Source organism: Microbacterium radiodurans (genome assembly GCF_008710705.1).
GTDB lineage: Bacteria > Actinomycetota > Actinomycetes > Actinomycetales > Microbacteriaceae > Microbacterium > Microbacterium radiodurans.
In genome coordinates, this window is record NZ_VYRZ01000003.1 from 290,377 (window position 1) to 307,287 (window position 16,911).

Genomic DNA, 16,911 nt, shown 5'->3' on the forward strand with positions numbered 1-16,911 from the left:
AGGTTCCCCATGCTCATCGCCTTCTCCGTCGCACCCAGCGGCACCGGCCGCGCCGACGGCTCCGTCCACGACGCGGTCGCTGCGGCGGTGGCCGTCGTCCGCGCATCGGGGCTCCCGCATCGCACGAGCTCGATGTTCACCGAGGTCGAGGGGGAGTGGGACGAGGTGATGGACGTCGTCAAGCGCGCGACGGAGGCCGTGATGCCGTTCGGCTCGCGCGTCTCGCTCGTGCTGAAAGCCGACATCCGTCCGGGCTACACGGGCGAGATCGAGGCGAAGGTCGAGCGCCTCGAGGGAGCGCTCGAATCGATTCGACAGAATGCTGCGGCGCGGACTACGCTCCCGGAGTGACAACTCCCGCAACCCGCGCCACGGCCCGCTGGGCGCTGTTCGCCCTCGCCATCGGCAGCTTCGGCATCGGCATGACGGAGTTCGTCGTCATGGGTCTGCTCCCCGACATCGCGCGGGAACTGCTGCCGACGCGCTGGAGCGTCGACTCCGAGGGCGCCATCGCGCAGTCGGGCTGGCTCATCACGCTGTACGCAGCGGGTGTCGTCGTGGGTGCGCCGACCATCGCCGGAACCGTGGCGAAGTACCCGCGGCATCGGGTGATGGTCTTCCTGGCGCTCGCGCTCACCCTCGGCAACGCGCTGACGCTGGTGCTGCCCTCGTTCGAGCTCGTGGCCGCCTCGCGCTTTCTGGCGGGCCTGCCGCACGGCGCCTATTTCGGTATCGGCGCGCTCGTCGCCGCGGACGTGCTCGGCCCGGGCAAGCGCGCGCAGGGCGTCGCCTTCGTGCTCACGGGGCTCACCATCGCGAACGTCGTGGGGGTGCCGCTCGGCACCTTCCTCGGCCAGCAGTTCGGCTGGCGGGCGGCGTTCCTCCTCGTCGTGGTCATCTTCGCGGCGGCCACCGTCGCCATCGCGCTCACGGTCCCGCATCACGCCGGCGAGCCGTCCCGGACGCTCCGCGCTGAGCTCCGTGTCTTCCGCATCGGCCAGGTGTGGTTCGCCCTCGGCATCGGCGCCGTCGGATTCGGCGGGTTCTTCGCGGTCTACAGCTACGTCGCCACCCTCGTGACCGAAGCGGCCGGATCGCCCGAGTGGGCGGTGCCGATCGTCCTGGTGGTCGCCGGACTCGGCATGACGATCGGCAATCTCGTCGGCGGCAGGCTCGCCGATCGCGACCTCAAGCGAAGCCTCCTCGGCGGCCTCGTTGCGCTCGCGCTCGTCCAGGCGCTCCTGGCGGTCACGGCGGGATGGATCGTGACGGTCGGTCTGTTCGTCTTCGCCGTCGGGTTCTTCTCGTCGGCGCTGAGCCCCACGATCCAGACCCGGCTCATGGACGTCGCGGGCGACAATCAGTCGATCGCGGCGGCTCTGAACCACTCCGCGCTGAACATGGGGAACGCCCTCGGCGCGGCGCTCGGCGGCGCGGTCATCGCGGCCGGCCTCGGCTTCGTCGCGCCCGTCTGGGTCGGCGTCGTCCTGGCCGCCGGCGGACTCGTCATCGCGTGGGCGAGTTTCGCCGTCGAGGCGCGCACACCGAGGCGGCAATCCCCGCCGGTGACCGTCCGTCGCTGAGCGGGGTCGTCAGGTGTCCAGGAGGCGGCGCAAGTGCCCGCCGACGACGCCGGTCTCGATGAGGAAGCCGTCGTGCCCGAAGTCGCTGCCGATGACGACGGCGCCGTCGTCGATGGTCGAGTGGATGCCGCGGGCGATCCGGTGCTGGCCCTCGACGGGGAACAGTCGGTCCGAGTCGATGCCGAGGACGAGCGTCCGCGCGGTCACGCGTGACAGGGCGTCCTCGACGCCCCCGCGGTCGCGGCCCACGTCGTGCGAGTTCATCGCCTCGACGAGCGTGATGTAGCTGTTCGCGTCGAATCGGCGCGTGAACTTGTTGCCGTGGAAGTCCAGATAGCTCTCGACGGCGAACCGGCCGCCGTGGCCGAGCGGGCTCTTGTCGGACTGCCACGTCCGTGAGAACCGCAGGTTGAGCTCGGTGGGGCTGCGGTAGTTGAGGAGCGCCATCCGCCGTGCGAGCGCCAGGCCGCGGTGCGGCCCGTCGCCGTCGCCGGCGTCGTAGTAATCGCCCCCCTGGAAGCGCGGGTCGATCCGGATCGCCTCGAGCTGCACCGAGTTCAGCGCGATCTGATCGGCCGTGTTGATCGGCGGGGCGGCGAGGACGGCGAGACGTTCGACGCGCTCGGGATGGCCGACGCCCCACTCGATCGCGTGCATGCCGCCCATCGATCCCCCCACGACGGCCGCCCAGGTGTCGATGCCGAGGGCATCCGCGAGACGCGCCTGCGCGGCGACCTGATCGCGGATCGTCAGATGCGGGAAGCGAGCGCCCCATTCGTAGCCGTCCGTCGCGATCGACGACGGGCCCGTCGACCCCTGGCACCCGCCGAGCATGTTCGGGGCGACGACGAACCACCGGTCGGTGTCGATCGCCGCGCCCGGACCGACGATGTCGTCCCACCAGCCGGCGGTGGCGTGACCGGGGCGCGCGTCGCCGCGCACGTGACTGTCGCCGGTGAGGGCGTGGAGGATGAGCACCGCGTTGTCGCGCGACGGCGACAGCTCCCCCCAGGTCTCGTAGGCCAGGCGGAAGGACGGCAGCGAGCGTCCGCTCTCGGTCTCGAACGCGCCGAACGAGGCGAACCGCCGGTCGCCGACCGGATCCCCGTCCCGCCAGGCACCCGTCGTCGGCGGTCGTCCGCGCAGGAGCCGGGCGTCGGCCTCCGTGATCGGCGCGCTCGGCACCGTGTCCTCGGAGGTCTGCCAATCCATGACAGCCATTCTTCCGTGCGGCCGCGGTCGTCGCCCGCGTGTTACGTCACAGCCGGAACGGCGACACCTCGTACGTCCCGCCATGCTGACCGGCGAGGGCGACCGGGATGCCGTCGACGGTCTGGACGAAGCTCCCCGTGGGGTCGAGGCCCGGCGGCATCCGGTCGTCGATCTCGGCGAGCGTGCCGGCGGTCTCGTTCGACAGCCACAGCACACGCCGCCCGATCCGTGCGCCGAGCCCGTCCACGAGATCGGCGAAGCGCCGCCGCTCCTCGGCGTCGAGGTAGAGCAGCACGGCGCTGTGGAACACGACGAGCGTCGCGTCCGGCGGGCTCTGAGCGGCGACCTCCTCCAGGCGGTCGAGGATGTCGCCGGCCTCGATGCGCGGCGGGTCGGCGCGGGCGACGGCGACGGCGGCGCGCAGGCGTGCGACGCGGTCGTCGTGCACCGAACCCGGCCAGATCAGCGTCTCGAGCCACGCGACCGCCTCGGCGTCCGTCACATCGATCGGGGAGAGGTCGATCCCGGCGCGCCAGATGACCTCCGGCATCCGCCGCGGCGCGGAAACGACGTCATCGAGGCGGCAGGGGAGGAGGGGGATGCCGCGGGCACTCGTGTCCGGAGCGATCTCCCGCGCGCCGGCGGGTGTGTCGTAGGAGTACGCATAGCGGTCGGGGAACAGGCAGAGGCCGGCCGCCGCGCCCGTCTCGAGCAGGGCGATCGGCCCCGGGATGCCGGCGAGCACCGGCAGCAGCGTGGCGCATCGTCCGGCCTCGTTCGTCTGGGTGCGCCGGGTGGCGGCGACCTGGACGAGGTCGTCCCACGCGGCGAGAACGCGCTCGCGCTACCGCGGGAAGGGATCGAGGCCGCATCCCACCCACCGTGCCGCCGCGAAGACCAGGTTGGGTTGCCCTTCGCGCTCGCTCAGCCGTCCGATGCGATCCGTGAGCTCCGCATCGCGGGCGACGCCCTCGGCCCACGCCGCGTACAGCGGCGAGCTGCCGGCGGTCCAGGCGGCGAAGGAATGGTAGCGACGAGCGACATCCGCGTCCATGGCAACAGGCTAGGACGTCCGGCGCCCGGATCGTCGCGTAGGATACGTCGAAGCAAGGGGAGTACTTCCGCCTGCGGCGATCTCGTCATTACGAACCCGACGTCGGGTTCCGGGACGCCGGTCCCTCCGGGGATGAAGGAGACCTGGCCGTTCGCTACTGTCGACCCCTTGGAGCCTTCGTGGATATCACTCCGCTCGTCTGGATCATCACCATCGCGGTGACCATCGCCTTCTTCGTGTACGAGTTCTTCGCGCACGTGCGCACGCCGCACGAGCCGACGATCGCCGAATCGGCGCGCTGGTCGGCCTTCTACATCGGCCTCGCGCTCATCTTCGGCGTCGTCATCGGGTTCGTGCCCGGCTGGGGCTGGGTCTTCGCGGGCGAGTACTTCGCCGGCTACCTGACGGAGAAGGCGCTGTCGATCGACAACCTCTTCGTATTCCTCATCATCATGACCGGGTTCGCGGTACCGAAGAAGTACCAGCAGAAGGTGCTGATGATCGGCATCGTGATCGCCCTCATCATGCGCGGCGCCTTCATCGCCATCGGTGCGGCGCTGATCGACAACTTCTCGTGGATCTTCTACATCTTCGGTGCGCTGCTGCTCTTCCTCGCGTACCGCCAGGCGTTCTCGCACGGCGACTCCGACCCGGCCAACGGCAAGTTCATGCGGTTCGTCCGTCGGCACCTGCCCGTGACGGACGAGTACAACAGCGACAAGCTCACCGTGAAGAAGAACGGCAAACGATTCGTCACCCCGATGCTGCTCGTCATCATCGCGATCGGCTTCATCGACCTCGTCTTCGCCGTCGACTCGATCCCGGCGATCTACGGTCTGACGAACGAGGCGTACATCGTCTTCACCGCCAACGCCTTCGCCCTGATGGGTCTTCGCCAGCTGTTCTTCCTCATCGGCGGACTGCTCGAGCGCCTCGTCTACCTCGCGCAGGGGCTCGCGGTCATCCTCGCCTTCATCGGCGTGAAGCTCGTGTTCCACGCGCTGCACGTGAACGAGCTGCCCTTCATCAACGGCGGCGAGCCGCTGCTGTGGGTGCCCGAGATCCCGATCTGGTTCTCGCTGCTGTTCATCGCCGCCACCGTCGCCGTCGCCACCATCGCCAGCCTCCGCAAGACCCGCGGCGACCGGGCCAAGGGCGACCGCGAGCAGGTGCAGGGCGAAGAGATCACCACGGCCTCCGACGCCGACTGACACGCCCCCGGCACAGCTCGCGAGGGCTGGCCGGAGGGTGAAACGACGGATGCCCCGGCCCACCGCGGAGGTGGGGCCGGGGCATCCGGTCGTTCTGAGGAGGGAACTCAGGCGCGCGCGGCCTCGCTGACGTTGCGGGCGACCGCGAGCGCCTGCTCGAGGTCGGCCTTCAGGTCGTCGATGTTCTCGAGGCCCACCGAGAGGCGGACGAGGCCCGGCGTGACGCCGCTCGTCAGCTGCTGCTCGGGCGTCAGCTGCGAGTGCGTGGTGGAGGCCGGGTGGATGACCAGCGAGCGGACGTCGCCGATGTTCGCGAGATGGCTGAAGAGCGTCAGCGCGTCGACGAACGCGCGGCCGGCGCCGACGCCGCCCTTGAGCTCGAACGACAGCACGGCGCCCACACCCTTCGGGGCGTACCTGTTCGCCGCGGCGTACCAGGGCGAGGTGGGAAGGCCCGAATAGTTCACCGAGGCGATGTCGTCGTGGCCCTCGAGCCATTCGGCGATCTCCTGCGCGTTCTGCACGTGCCGCTCGATGCGCAGCGAGAGCGTCTCGATGCCCTGGATGAGGAGCCAGGCGCTCTGCGGCGAGATCGCGGCGCCGAGGTCGCGGAGCAGCTGCACGCGGGCCTTGATGACGTAGGCGAGTCCGTCGCCGACGGCGGTCGTGTACGAGGCGCCGTGGTACGAGGGGTCGGGCTCGGTCAGGCCGGGGAACTTCTCGACGTTCTCGGACCAGGCGAAGCGGCCGCCGTCCACGATGACGCCGCCGATGACGGTGCCGTGGCCGCCGAGGAACTTCGTCGCGGAGTGCACGACGATGTCGGCGCCGTGCTCGAACGGACGGATGAGGTACGGGGTGGCGATCGTGTTGTCGACGATCAGCGGGACGCCGGCCTCGTGCGCGACGCCCGCGACGCCGGCGATGTCGAGCACGTTGATCTGCGGGTTGCCGATCGTCTCGCCGAAGAACAGCTTGGTGTTCGGACGGACCGCGCGTCGCCACTCCTCGAGGTCGTCCTGGTTCTCGACGAAGGTCACCTCGATGCCCAGTTTGGCGAGGGTGTACTTGAAGAGGTTGTAGGTGCCGCCGTAGATCGAGCTCGACGAGACGAAGTGGTCGCCCGCTTGCGCGATGTTGAGGATCGCGAAGGTCTCGGCCGCCTGCCCGGATGCCACGAGGAGGGCGCCCGTGCCCCCTTCGAGCGCCGCGAGGCGCTGCTCGACGACGTCCTGGGTGGGGTTCTGGATGCGCGTGTAGATGTTGCCGAACTCGGCCAGGGCGAACAGGTTCGCGGCGTGGTCGGAGTTGTCGAACACATAGGACGTGGTCTGGTAGATCGGCGTTGCGCGAGCCTTCGTGACAGGGTCGGGCGCGGCGCCGGTGTGGATCTGCTTCGTCTCGAAGCGCCAGTTCTCGGTGTCGGACATGCGGGGCTCCATCGGGTCGGAAGAGGCGGCGGGCGCCGGCCGTCTCCGAGCGTACGGACGCCGCCGTTGCTCGACAACGCGGGGGACATGGGACGTAACCTGCTCCACCGGCCCTGCGGGCTACGGTGGGGGGATGACGCGACGCGCAGTGGTGACCGGTGCCAGCTCGGGGATCGGCGAGGCGGTGGTGCGCGCCCTGCGCGCGTCCGGATGGGACGTCGTCGGTGTGGCGCGTCGAGCCGAGCGGCTCGAAGCCCTCGATGCCGAGGTGGGCTCGGCATCCTTCGCGGCGGATCTGAGCAGCGAGGCCGACGTCGCGGCGCTGCGCGCTCACCTGGAGGCGTCGGGCGATGTCCACGCGCTCGTCCACGTCGCGGGCGGCGCGCGCGGTGCCGACCGGGTCGAGGACGGCGATCCGGCGGACTGGCGGTGGATGTTCGAGGCGAACGTCCTCTCGGCACAGTTGCTCACGGCGGCGCTCCTGCCGCTGCTGCGTCGCGCGCTCACGGCCGGCGCCGGCCATGCCGACACCCTCTACGTGACCTCCACGGCCGCCCAGACGGCGTACCCCGGCGGCGCCGGCTACAACGCGGCGAAGGCGGGGGAGGCGATGCTCGTGCACGCGCTGCGGCTCGAGCTCAACGGCGAGCCCATCCGCGTGACCGAGATCGCTCCCGGGATGGTCCGCACCGAGGAGTTCACCCGCAACCGCCTCGGCGGCGACCAGGATGCGGCGGACCGCCTCTACGCGGGCGTCGAGAGCCCCCTCGTGGCCGAGGACGTCGCCGACGTCATCGCTTTCGCCCTCAACGCTCCGGCGCACGTCAATCTGGACCTCGTCACGATGCGACCGGTCGCGCAGTCGGCGCAGCACCTGCTCGCCCGCGGGCCGCTCGCGCCGCGGGCCGAGGGCTGACTCCCGCGGCGAGGGCCGTGGCTCGAGCCTCCCGCCCGTGCCGACGGCGGGGAGGTCGCGCGTTGCAGGCGATCTGCGCGTCGGAGGTGTCCTGGTGCCGGATCGCCCTCCTCGGTGCTGATGTCCTCCGCCGGGCCGGGTCGGGGCGGGCGTCAGACCGTCGGGCTGACGGCCGCGCGCGTCTCGGCGTCGTCGGCGAACGCCACCTTCGGCACGACGAGCAGCAGCACGGCCGAGAGGAACCCGCCCGCCGCGCAGACGGCCCAGACGGTGAGGTAGCCGCCGAGGGACGCCGCGGTCTCGCTCGCGACGATCCCGGCGCCGGCCGCGAGGACGACGCCGAACACCGCCGAGGAGAACGTCCCGCCGATCGTCTTGGTCGTGTTGGTCAGTGCCGAGGCGACGCCCGTCTGCCCGCGCGGAGCCGCGGCGGCCGCCGCCGCCGGCATGGCTCCCACGAGCGCACCGGAACCGAGGCCGGCGATGCACAGGTTCACGAGCACCTGCCACAGCTCGCGGTGGAAGGGGAGGAACAGCGTGTACCCGATGCCGACGAGGAGCGCCGCGCCGATCAGCACGAGCCGGGGACTCGCCCGCCGGGAGGTGACGGCGAAGAGCACGGCGCCCACGATCAGCGACACGAGATAGACGCCGATGATGTTCGATCGCTCGGTCGCATCCAGGCCCAGTCCGTACCCGAGCGAGGGGTCCGTTCCGGCGTAGGTCGACAGGGGACCCTGAGCGCCGAGAAGGCTGATGCCGACGAGGAGGGCCGTCGCCTGGACCGGCCACATCTCGGGCCGGGCGAGCACGCGGATGTCGACGGCCGGGTCGGGCTGGCGCAGCTCGAACAGCGCGAAGACGACGAAGCCGGCGATCCCGGCGGCCAGCAGCAGCCAGACCCAGAACACCTCCGGCCCGTTGAGTCGGAGAAAGGTCAGCGAGCTCGTCACCAGCAGCAGCGCGACGGCGAGGATCACGAAGCCGCGGGAGTCGAGCCGGCGCCCGGGTTCGGGCGAGGACTCGGGCACCCCGAGCCAGATCACGGCGGCGACGAGCGTCGCGGCGATCGCCGGGACGACCAGCGTGAGGGTCATGTCGCCGCCGGTCGCCGTGAAGATGCGCCCGGCGGCGAGCGCGCCGAGGATCGCGCCGGCCTGCAGTCCGACGACGAGGAGGCCCGCCGCGCGGCGCGTCAGCGAGACGCCCCGGTTCTGCCGACGCCCGCGCTCGAAGATCAGGGCGATCTCGAGCGGCAGCCACACGACGTAGAACCCCTGGAGCGCCCACGCGATGAGGAACGCCCAGAACGAACCGGCGAAGGCGAGCCACCACGTGGCCGCCGCGGTGAGGACGGCGGCGATCAGCAGGATCCGCTTGTGGCCGTACATGTCGCCGAGCTTCGCGAGCACGGGCACGACGAGGGCCGACAGGAGGAGCTGGGCCGCCTCGAACCAGTTCACGTCCGCATCGCGGATGCCGAGGTGGACGACGATGTCGCTGAAGAGCGGCACGTAGTACCCCTGCAGGATGCCGCTGACGATCTCCACGAGGATGAACCACCCGATGAGACCCGCGGTCACGCCGAGGGCCGAACTGCGCAGCGTCGTCGACACGGGGCGAGCATACTGCCGAGGTCGTCGGACGCGAGGCAGACGCGGACGTAGCCTGGGCGGGTGACACCGCACGCGCTCTCGGAGCTGGCCGCCGACGGACTCATCGACCCGGAGTGGGCGCGCGCGCTCGAACCCGTCGCGGGCGACATCGCCGCCCTCGGCGATCGGCTGCGAGCCGAGGTCGCGGCGCGGAGGTCGTATCTGCCCGCCGGGGATCACGTGCTGCGCGCTTTCGGCCGGCCGCTCTCCGACGTCCGGGTGCTCATCGTCGGGCAGGACCCGTACCCGACGCCCGGACACCCGATCGGGCTCTCCTTCGCGGTCGACCGTCGGGTGCGCCCCCTGCCTCGGAGCCTCGCGAACATCTACCGCGAGCTCGAGGACGATCTCGGCATCCCGCCGGCCGCCCACGGCGACCTCTCGGCCTGGAGCGAGCAGGGCGTCATGCTCCTCAACCGCGTTCTCACGGTCGCCCCGGGGGCACCCGCGTCGCATCGGGGCTGGGGGTGGGAACGCGTGACCGAGCACGCCATCCGCGTGCTCGCCCTGCGCGGCACGCCGCTCGTCGCGATCCTGTGGGGAAAGGATGCGGCCTCGCTGCGACCGCTGCTCGGCACCACGGATGTCGTCGCCTCAGCGCATCCGTCTCCGCTGTCGGCCCGGCGGGGGTTCTTCGGATCCCGACCCTTCTCGCGCACGAACGACCTCCTGCGCGGGCTCGGCGGCGAGGCGATCGACTGGCGCCTGCCGGACGAGTGAACGCGGGCGTCGCGAGAGCGGCGCGTCACCGGACGGAAACACCCGGCGCGTAGGCTGGCGGCATGCTCGAGGAGGATTCGAACCGCGATCGCCGCCGCCTTCCCCGGCATCTGCGTCGCACGCCGGAGACCGAGCGTCCCTTCACGTACGAGATCCGCGCCGCTCGACGGGACGACCTCGCCGACATCCGCGAGATCTACAACTACTACGTGACGAACTCGGTCGTCACCTTCGACGAGAAGAAGTGGACGCACGCGCAGTGGGTCGAGAGATTCGACTACCTGCAGAAGCTGGGGCTCCCGTTCCTCGTGGCCGTCTCGCCGTCGGGTCAGATCCTCGGCTACGCCCTCGCATCGCCGTGGAACGGCAAGACCGGGTTCCGGTACACCGCTGAGAGCTCCATCTACCTCGGCCAGGCGGCGACGGGCAAGGGACTCGGGCGCGCGCTGCTGTCGGCGCTCATCGACGCCTGCCAGGAGTTCGGGCTCCGCGAGATCGTCGCCGTCATCAGCGACAAGGGCGCCGAGGCGTCCGTCGCGCTGCACGAGCGCTTCGGCTTCGTCGAGGTGGGACGCATGGGCAAGGTCGGCCACAAGTTCGGTCGGTGGCTCGGCACGATCTACCTGCAGAAATCGCTCGAGCAGCCGAAGAAGGGGCTGCGCGCCCTGTTCGGTCAGCTCTCGGGCTGAGTCCGCGCTCCGAGCCCGCGGGGGTCGCTCGCGCGAACGGCGTCGACGAGGTCGCGCCAGCCGCCCGCGAGGTCGGCATCGGTGAGCGCCGCATGACGGATGCGCCCCTCGACCTCGGCGGTCACGTCCCACGTGAAGCGGTCGGCTCCCGCCGGAGGAGGACCGGGATGCCGCGGCCCCGCCTCCCAGGTGCAGCGATCGATGAGGTCGACCCAGGGCGTCGTGCTCGGGGTGTGGGTCTCGACGCGCCAGGTGCGGACGAGGCCGGCGAAGCCGCCGCTGCGTCGGACGGTCACGCGCACGGACGGGGCGGGCCCGGCGTCCTGCGCTGCGGTGTCGGTCTCGTCGTCAGACATCCTCTGTCACGCCGACGTCCCGCCATCCGGCGCGGACCGCGTCGACCTCCTCTGACCCCTCACCGTACTCCCGGGCGGCGACCGACCGCGTGGCGGCTGCGAACGCGGCGAAGTCCGCCGAGGGCGCGAGGCCGCCGTCGGCGAGGGTGCGATACCAGATGGCGCCCGCCCGCTCCCAGGCGTGACCGCCCAGGCGCGTGGCCACGAGATGGAACGCCCGGTTGGGGATGCCGGAGTTGATGTGCACGCCGCCGTTGTCGTTCGTCGTCTCGACGTAGTCGCGCATATGGCCCGGCTGCGGGTCGCGACCCAGCACATCGTCGTCGTACGCCGTGCCGGGGGCGGCGAGCGAGCGCAGCGCGCGCCCCTGCACAGCCGGAGCGAAGATACCGGCGCCGATCAGCCACGACGCCTCGTCGGCGCGCTGACGGAGCGCGTACTGCTCGGTGAGGGCGCCGAACACGTCCGAGAGCGATTCGTTCAGCGCGCCGGACTGCCCCTCGTAGGTCAATCCGCCGCTGAACTCGGTCACGCCGTGGGCGAGCTCGTGCGCGATCACCGTGAGCGAGCCGGTGAACCCGGTGAAGATCTCGCCGTCCCCGTCGCCGAACACCATGCGCTCGCCGTTCCAGAACGCGTTGTCGTAGTCACGGCCGTAGTGGACGGTCGCCGCCAGCGTCGCGCCGCGTCCGTCGATCGACGCGCGCCCGAAGGCGTCGCGGAAGAAGTCGAAGGTGGTCCCGAGGCCGTCGTAGGCCTCGTCGACGGCTGCGTCGCCGGTGGGATCCTCGCCCTCGTCGCGCACGGGCCGGCCCGGCAGCTCCTCGCGGCCCTCGGCGTCCGCGATCGCGCGCGACACCGCGTCGACCGTCTCGGCGACGAGGGTGCCGCCGTCCTCGATCGAGAGGCGCAGGCTCGTGCGCGGGGCGAGGTCGGCGGGGCGGGCGGCCAGGGTCGCCCGAGCGGCGCCGGCGGCACGGGCCAGGTGGGGCTCGCGGGCCGAGGCGATGCGGGCCAGGACGTACGGGGGGATGATCGCGCGCATGCTGACACGCTAGTGCCGCCCTCCGACGCGCGGCCGGTCGGGGCGGTCAGACGCCGGGGTCGATGACCGGAACGGCGGCGAGGAGGCGTCGCGTGTACGCGGCCTGCGGCTGCAGGAGCACCTTCTCGGTCGGGCCCTCCTCCACGACGCGGCCGTCTTTCACGACCACGACCTCGTCGCAGAGGTTCTGCACGACGCCGATGTCGTGCGACACCATGACGAGGGTCATCCCGTCCCGCTCCCGCAGCGTGCGGAGGACGTCGAGGATCTGGGCGCGGACGGTCACGTCGAGCGCCGAGAGCGGCTCGTCGCCGACGAGGATGCCGGGGCGATGCACGATCGCCCGGGCCAGGGCGATCCGCTGGCGCTGTCCGCCCGAGAACTCGTGCGGGTACCGTTCGGCGACGTCGGCCTCCAGACCCACGTCGCCGAGCACCGCGCGGACGCGCTCGCGCCGGTCGCCCTCGATGCCGAGCGCCCACAGGGGTTCGCCGACGATCCGGCCGACGCTCATCCGGGGATCGAGCGAGGCGTAGGGATCCTGGAACACGATGCCGGTGCGTCGGCGGAGCCAGTGCAGCTCGCGCGCCGAGGCGCGGGCGTCCACGGGGCGCCCGTCGACCTCGACCGTCCCGGCCGTCGGCGTGTCGAGGCCGAGGAGCAGCCGCACGAGCGTCGATTTTCCCGATCCCGACTCGCCGATGATGCCGACGGCCGAGCCCGCGCGTACGTCGAGGTCGACGTCCTCGAGGGCGGTGGTGACGCGGCGCGGTGCCCACGGGGTCGACGCGCGCTCGCGGTGGCGGCGGGTCAGACCGCGTGCCGCGACCACGATCCCACCGCTCATGATCGGCCCTCCGGTCGCCAGAGGGTCGCGGTCGCGTCCCTCACGAGCGCCCGCGTCACGTCCGAGGTCGGCGAGCTCAGCAGACGCGCCACCGGTCCGCTCTCGACGACCGCGCCGTCCTCGAGCACGACAGCGTCGGTGGCGATCTGAGAGAGCACCGCGAGGTCGTGCGTGATGAAGAGCAGCGACATCCCGGCATCCGCGACGAGGCCGCTCATCAGATCGAGGATGTCGGCCTGGATCGTCACGTCGAGCGCTGTCGTCGGTTCGTCGGCGATGAGCAGGCCCGGCCGCCCGGCCAAGGCCATGGCGATCGCGACGCGCTGCCGCTGACCGCCCGAGAGCTGGTGCGGGTACCGTCCGAGCGCGTCCTCGGGCAGCTGCACGCGCCGTGCCTCGGTCGCCGCGCGGGCAGCCGCCTCGCGCCGGCCGAGGCGCTCGTGGATCCGGATCGGCTCGGCGATCTGCCGACCGACCGTCCGCAGCGGATTGAGGGCGGTCTGCGGCTCCTGGAAGACGATGCCGATCTCGTCGCCGCGAATGGTCGACAGGTCGCGATCGGAACGCCCGACGAGCTCGACGTCGTTCCACCGGATGCTGCCCGCCACCCGCGCGTCGTCGGGGAGCAGACCGAGCAGCGCGAGCGCCGTCAGCGATTTGCCCGACCCGGACTCGCCGATGAGCCCGACGCGCGCCGCGTCGGGAACGGCGAACGAGACGCCGTCGACGACGCGCCGGCCGTCGATCTCGATGAGGAGGTCGGAGACCACGAGGCTCACGCGACCACCCCCGGGGTGTGGGTACGCGCCGCCGAGCGCCGGCGCGACAGCGTCGGGTCGGTCGCCTCGCGCAGCCCGTCGCCGAGCAGGTTGAGGCCGAGCACGGTCGCCGTGATCGCGAGTCCCGGCCACACGACGCTCAGCGGGTGCGCCGTGAGGTACGTCTGGAGCTCGCTGAGCAGCAGGCCCCACGACGGCTGCGTCGGCGGAGCACCGAAGCCGAGATAGCTGAGACCCGCTTCCGCGAGGACCGCGACCGCCATGCCCCACGACAGCTGCACGATGAACACCGGGGCGACGTTCGGGAGCAGGTGCCGCGCGGCGGTCTGGCCCGGCGTGAGCCCGCTCGCCCGGGCGGCGAGGACGAAGTCGCTGTGAAGCGTCCGCCGGAGCTCGGGGCGGGTCACACGGGCGATGTTGACGCCGAAGCCGATTCCGACGGCGATGATCACCACCCAGAGCGAGCCGCCCCACACGGCGGAGATCATCATGGCGATCAGGAGCACGGGGAAGGCGACGAGGATGTCGACGAGCACGGCGACGATCTCGCGCGTCCAGCGGGCGGTCAGCGCGCCCAGGCACGCCAGCGCGACGCCGACGGCGCTGGCGACGAGGCCCGCGCCGACCGCGACGACGATCGTCGTCTGCGCCCCGGTCATCAGCAGCGACAGGATGTCGCGCCCCGACGCGTCGGTGCCGAGGACGTTCGGCCAGCCCGGAGGGGCCCAGCGATTCGGCACGTCGACGCGCTGCGGCTCGAACGGGGTCCACACGAGCGACACGAGCGCGATGACGGCGATCGCGACGACGACGATCGATCCGAAACGGCCGGCGGGAAGCGCCCACAGCCGCCCGAGCCACGATGCGCGACGGGTCACGATGCCTCCCGCTGGCGGGGGTCGAGGCTGCGGTGCAGCAGGTCGACGGCGAAGCCGATGAGGAGGACGAAGCCGGTGAGGGCGAGGAGTTCGCCCTGGACCTTCGGCAGGTCGCGCAGGCCGACATCGGCGACGAGCATGCGGCCGATCCCGGGAAGCGTGAAGAGCTGTTCGATGACGACGGCGCCCACGACGATGCCCGCCACCTGGAGCCCGAGGACGCTGATGATGGAGAGGCCCACGACCGGCAGCCCGTGCCGGAGGAGCGCCGCACGCCGGGTGAGGCCCTTCGCGGCGGCCGTGCGGACGAAGTCCTGGCCCATGGCCGCGAGTGTCGCGCTGCGGACGAAGCGCATCAGCATCGCTCCCTCGACGACGCCGATGGTGACGGCGGGGAGCACGAGCGCCGCGAGGGCACGGCCGGGGTCGCTCCAGCCCGCGCGCGGGAATCCCTGCGCCGGCAGCCACCCGAGCCACACCGCGAACACGACGACCAGCATCATCCCCGCCCACACCACCGGCACCGCGGCGATCGCCTGCGCGCCGAACGACAGCGCGGTGCCGCCGGGCCGTCCGCGACGCAGGGCTGCGACGATGCCGAACGGCAGGGCGATCAGGAGCGCGACGGCGAGCGACATGACACCCAGCGGGATCGTCACCTGTGCCTTCGCCGCCAACTCCGAGGCGACGGGCGTCCCGGTCAGAAGAGAGGTACCGAGGTCGCCGCGCAACACACCGCCGATCCAGTCCAGGTATTGCGCGGGAAGGGGCACGTCGAGGCCCAGGTTCGCGCGGATCGCGGCAACCTGCTCGGGCGTCGAGTTGGTTCCGGCGATCTGCTGCGCGACGTCACCCGGGAGCACGCGCAGGGTCAGGAAGATCAGCACGCTGGCCACGACCAGGCCCAGCAGCAGCAGGCCCAGTCGCGTCAGCGCGTACCGGATCACCCGTCGCTCTTGGCGATCTCGGCCAGGTTGATGCGGGCGTTGACGTTGTCCACCGGCATCCCGGTCACGTTCGTCGCGACGGCGACGACCGACGACCAGTTGTAGAGCCAGTCGGCGGCGTGGTCCTCGGAGACGATGCGCGCCGCCTGCTTCAGCAGGTCGTCGGCCTGCTGCGTGTCGGTCGCCAGGAGCGACTGCGCGTAAAGGTCTTGGACCTCGGCGTTGTCGTAGGTGAAGTAGTACTCGGGGTTCGCCCAGTTCTCGAAGTCGCGCGGCTCGGCGTGGTTGACGACGCTCAGCTCGTAATCCTTGTTCGTGTAGACGTCGCTCAGCCACGTGCCGAAGTCGACGCGGTCGACGGCCAGGTCGATGCCGACGTCGCCGAGGTTCGACACGAGGATCTGGGTCAGGGTCGTGCCGTAGGCGCTCGGGATCGTGAGGGTGAGGGAGAGGTCCTCGGCGCCCGCCTCGGCGAGCAGCTCGCGAGCGGCATCCGGGTCGTAGGAGACGACGTCGGAGAGGTCCTCGTAGCCCGGGTCGGGCTCGGGGATCGGACCGAAGAGGGTGCGTCCGCTGCCGATGGCGTCGACGATCGCATCGTGGTCGATCGCGGTGCGGATCGCCTCGCGCACACGCACGTCGGCGAGCGGACCGGAGGTCGAATTCATCGCGAGGACGCTCTTGTCGGTGGCGCTGCCGGTCTCGACGGTGAAGTCGCCGCCGCCCTCGACCTGGTCGGTCAGGTTGGCGTCGAAGCCGACGAGGACGTCGACCTCGCCGGCGAGGGCGGCGTTGATCGCCGCCTGGTTGTCGGGGATGAAGTCGAAGCTCACCTCCGCGACGCCCGCGGCGTCACCCCAGTAATCGTCGTTGCGGTCGAGCACGAGGCTCGCGCCCTGGCGCCAGTCGGCGAGGCGGAAGGGCCCCGTGCCGTTCGCCGCCGAGTTGTAGTCGACGGTGTCGCCCTCCTTGAGGATGATGCCGGCGCGCCCGGTGAGGTTCCACAGCAGCGACGAGTCCGGCTGCGCCAGCGTCAGCGTGATGGTCTGTCCGTCGGCGACGATCGAGGTGATGCCGGCGAGGCGCTGGGCGTCGGCCCATTCGGGGGAGGCCTGCCGGGTCGTCAGCGACCAGGCCACGTCCTGCGCGGTGAGCGGCTGACCGTCGTGGAAGACGACGCCGTTGCGGAGCGTGAAGGTGTAGGTGAGGCCGTCGGCCGACACCTCGTGCGAGCTCGCGAGCGCGTCGACGATCTCACCCTCGGGGGTGCGCGCGACCAGACCCTGGTAGACGTTGTCGATCAGCGTCTGATCGAGCGAGATGCCGGCGGTCTGCCGGATGTCGAGGTTCGACGGCTCGAGGACCAGGCGGATGCTGACGCTGGCGTCCGGGTCGGGATCGCCCGGAGCGGCGGTCGGGGCGGCGTCGCCGTCGGCGCTGCAGCCGGCGAGGACCAGGGCGCCCGCGACCAGGACGGCGGCGGCGGACAGAGCGGTGCGGCGGAGCATGTGGGAGAGGGTTCCTTTCACAAGGCGATCGCCCGATGGTGTCGAGGCGTTCCCGCGGACTGGTGCGGCATACAGCCTAGG

General features: G+C 71.4%; 16 protein-coding genes and 1 pseudogene. 6 read left to right on the forward strand and 11 right to left on the reverse strand.

What is annotated here, in order from left to right; all coding sequences use genetic code 11:
* Positions 1 to 9 precede the first annotated feature (9 nt).
* Both F6B42_RS11600 and F6B42_RS11605 read left to right on the forward strand, forming a co-directional pair.
* Entirely contained in the window at positions 10 to 351 is a 342-nt protein-coding gene (locus tag F6B42_RS11600) for a thiamine-binding protein (RefSeq protein ID WP_150419860.1), read from the forward strand.
* Complete coding sequence (locus tag F6B42_RS11605; RefSeq protein WP_150419861.1) at positions 348 to 1,583, forward strand: MFS transporter; 1,236 nt, start codon at positions 348 to 350, stop codon at positions 1,581 to 1,583. Before F6B42_RS11600 ends, F6B42_RS11605 begins: the two co-directional genes overlap by 4 nt.
* Positions 1,584 to 1,592: 9 nt before the next feature.
* Here F6B42_RS11605 and metX read toward each other — a convergent pair whose 3' ends face one another.
* Together metX and F6B42_RS11615 are read right to left on the reverse strand one after the other, a co-directional pair.
* Positions 1,593 to 2,795, reverse strand: a complete 1,203-nt coding sequence (gene metX, locus F6B42_RS11610; protein ID WP_150419862.1) for a homoserine O-acetyltransferase MetX — start codon at positions 2,793 to 2,795, stop codon at positions 1,593 to 1,595.
* A 46-nt stretch (positions 2,796 to 2,841) separates the two neighbouring features.
* Positions 2,842 to 3,849 (reverse strand): annotated as a pseudogene (locus F6B42_RS11615) (DUF2332 family protein).
* A 179-nt stretch (positions 3,850 to 4,028) separates the two neighbouring features.
* On the opposite strand from F6B42_RS11615, the gene F6B42_RS11620 reads away from it, so the two are divergent.
* Complete coding sequence (locus F6B42_RS11620) at positions 4,029 to 5,060, forward strand: TerC family protein (RefSeq protein ID WP_150419863.1); 1,032 nt, start codon at positions 4,029 to 4,031, stop codon at positions 5,058 to 5,060.
* 107 nt (positions 5,061 to 5,167) lie between these two features.
* Here the strand turns inward: F6B42_RS11620 and F6B42_RS11625 are convergent, their stop codons facing one another.
* Positions 5,168 to 6,490 (reverse strand): bifunctional o-acetylhomoserine/o-acetylserine sulfhydrylase, encoded by a 1,323-nt coding sequence (locus F6B42_RS11625; protein ID WP_150419864.1) that lies wholly within the window; start codon positions 6,488 to 6,490, stop codon positions 5,168 to 5,170.
* A 133-nt stretch (positions 6,491 to 6,623) separates the two neighbouring features.
* Here F6B42_RS11625 and F6B42_RS11630 point away from each other — a divergent pair, with 133 nt between their 5' ends.
* Positions 6,624 to 7,406: an SDR family oxidoreductase gene (locus tag F6B42_RS11630; protein ID WP_191089350.1), complete on the forward strand. Its 783-nt coding sequence runs from the start codon at positions 6,624 to 6,626 to the stop codon at positions 7,404 to 7,406.
* Between the two features lie 152 nt (positions 7,407 to 7,558).
* On the opposite strand, the gene F6B42_RS11635 is transcribed toward F6B42_RS11630, so the two are convergent.
* Positions 7,559 to 9,022 (reverse strand): MFS transporter, encoded by a 1,464-nt coding sequence (locus F6B42_RS11635; RefSeq protein ID WP_396652466.1) that lies wholly within the window; start codon positions 9,020 to 9,022, stop codon positions 7,559 to 7,561.
* 60 nt (positions 9,023 to 9,082) lie between these two features.
* Between F6B42_RS11635 and F6B42_RS11640 the strand changes: the two genes are divergently transcribed.
* On the forward strand, positions 9,083 to 9,781 hold the full coding sequence (locus F6B42_RS11640) for a uracil-DNA glycosylase (RefSeq protein WP_150419865.1): 699 nt from the start codon (positions 9,083 to 9,085) through the stop codon (positions 9,779 to 9,781).
* 62 nt (positions 9,782 to 9,843) lie between these two features.
* On the forward strand, positions 9,844 to 10,470 hold the full coding sequence (locus tag F6B42_RS11645) for a GNAT family N-acetyltransferase (protein WP_150419866.1): 627 nt from the start codon (positions 9,844 to 9,846) through the stop codon (positions 10,468 to 10,470).
* On the opposite strand, the gene F6B42_RS11650 is transcribed toward F6B42_RS11645, so the two are convergent.
* The 7 genes from F6B42_RS11650 to F6B42_RS11680 are packed head-to-tail and all read right to left on the reverse strand — an operon-like array spanning position 10,455 to position 16,830.
* The gene (locus F6B42_RS11650; RefSeq protein WP_150419867.1) at positions 10,455 to 10,826 is read right to left on the reverse strand and encodes a protealysin inhibitor emfourin; all 372 of its coding nucleotides are present in this window, start codon (positions 10,824 to 10,826) and stop codon (positions 10,455 to 10,457) included. The two genes, F6B42_RS11645 and F6B42_RS11650, sit on opposite strands and share 16 nt — an antisense overlap.
* Entirely contained in the window at positions 10,819 to 11,871 is a 1,053-nt protein-coding gene (locus F6B42_RS11655; protein ID WP_150419868.1) for a M4 family metallopeptidase, read from the reverse strand. Before F6B42_RS11655 ends, F6B42_RS11650 begins: the two co-directional genes overlap by 8 nt.
* A 46-nt stretch (positions 11,872 to 11,917) precedes the next feature.
* Positions 11,918 to 12,718, reverse strand: coding sequence for an ABC transporter ATP-binding protein (locus tag F6B42_RS11660; RefSeq protein ID WP_150419869.1), 801 nt, complete (start codon positions 12,716 to 12,718; stop codon positions 11,918 to 11,920).
* A complete protein-coding gene (locus F6B42_RS11665) occupies positions 12,715 to 13,497 on the reverse strand; it encodes an ATP-binding cassette domain-containing protein (protein ID WP_150419870.1) in 783 nt (260 codons plus the stop codon). The genes F6B42_RS11660 and F6B42_RS11665 overlap by 4 nt, the downstream gene beginning before the upstream one ends.
* Entirely contained in the window at positions 13,494 to 14,375 is an 882-nt protein-coding gene (locus tag F6B42_RS11670) for an ABC transporter permease (RefSeq protein WP_150419871.1), read from the reverse strand. The genes F6B42_RS11665 and F6B42_RS11670 overlap by 4 nt, the downstream gene beginning before the upstream one ends.
* The gene (locus F6B42_RS11675; RefSeq protein ID WP_150419872.1) at positions 14,372 to 15,322 is read right to left on the reverse strand and encodes an ABC transporter permease; all 951 of its coding nucleotides are present in this window, start codon (positions 15,320 to 15,322) and stop codon (positions 14,372 to 14,374) included. The genes F6B42_RS11670 and F6B42_RS11675 overlap by 4 nt, the downstream gene beginning before the upstream one ends.
* Positions 15,319 to 16,830, reverse strand: coding sequence for an ABC transporter substrate-binding protein (locus F6B42_RS11680; protein ID WP_150419873.1), 1,512 nt, complete (start codon positions 16,828 to 16,830; stop codon positions 15,319 to 15,321). Before F6B42_RS11680 ends, F6B42_RS11675 begins: the two co-directional genes overlap by 4 nt.
* Positions 16,831 to 16,911: the final 81 nt, after the last annotated feature.

Bases quoted from the DNA above. Each gene is read 5' to 3' on its own strand.
- F6B42_RS11600 (WP_150419860.1), top strand. From the start codon at position 10: ATGCTCATCGCCTTCTCCGTCGCACCCAGCGGCACCGGCCGCGCCGAC.
- metX (WP_150419862.1), bottom strand. From the start codon at position 2,795: ATGGATTGGCAGACCTCCGAGGACACGGTGCCGAGCGCGCCGATCACG.
- F6B42_RS11625 (WP_150419864.1), bottom strand. From the start codon at position 6,490: ATGTCCGACACCGAGAACTGGCGCTTCGAGACGAAGCAGATCCACACC.
- F6B42_RS11630 (WP_191089350.1), top strand. From the start codon at position 6,624: ATGACGCGACGCGCAGTGGTGACCGGTGCCAGCTCGGGGATCGGCGAG.
- F6B42_RS11645 (WP_150419866.1), top strand. From the start codon at position 9,844: ATGCTCGAGGAGGATTCGAACCGCGATCGCCGCCGCCTTCCCCGGCAT.
- F6B42_RS11650 (WP_150419867.1), bottom strand. From the start codon at position 10,826: ATGTCTGACGACGAGACCGACACCGCAGCGCAGGACGCCGGGCCCGCC.
- F6B42_RS11655 (WP_150419868.1), bottom strand. From the start codon at position 11,871: ATGCGCGCGATCATCCCCCCGTACGTCCTGGCCCGCATCGCCTCGGCC.
- F6B42_RS11660 (WP_150419869.1), bottom strand. From the start codon at position 12,718: ATGAGCGGTGGGATCGTGGTCGCGGCACGCGGTCTGACCCGCCGCCAC.
- F6B42_RS11680 (WP_150419873.1), bottom strand. From the start codon at position 16,830: ATGCTCCGCCGCACCGCTCTGTCCGCCGCCGCCGTCCTGGTCGCGGGC.